This window comes from Streptomyces sp. CC224B (assembly GCF_030010595.1).
GTDB classification, from domain to species: Bacteria; Actinomycetota; Actinomycetes; order Streptomycetales; family Streptomycetaceae; genus Streptomyces; species Streptomyces longispororuber.
The window spans coordinates 1-323 of sequence record NZ_JASCXL010000273.1; the positions used below are offsets into that span (position 1 = coordinate 1).

1 protein-coding gene is annotated in these 323 nt (G+C 67.8%); it reads left to right on the forward strand.

What is annotated here, in order from left to right; translation table 11 throughout:
- Positions 1-323, forward strand: a 323-nt coding sequence (locus QK440_RS41320; protein WP_282798410.1) for an alpha-amylase family glycosyl hydrolase, incomplete at both ends; no start/stop codon positions are given.

A 323-nucleotide genomic window follows, 5' to 3' on the forward strand; every position in this document is an offset into this window, starting at 1 on the left:
ACCTTCGACCCCGTCCGCAAGCAGTACTACTGGCACCGCTTCTTCTCCCACCAGCCCGACCTCAACTACGAGAACCCCGCCGTGCAGACGGAGGTCCTCGCGGCGCTGCGGTTCTGGCTGGACCTCGGGATCGACGGCTTCCGCCTTGACGCGGTGCCGTACCTGTTCGCGGAGGAGGGCACCAACTGCGAGAACCTGCCCGCCTCGCACGCCTTCCTGCGGCGGGTACGGGCCGAGATCGACGCCCACTACCCGGACACGGTGCTGCTGGCCGAGGCCAACCAGTGGCCCGAGGACGTCGTGGACTACTTCGGCTCGTTCGA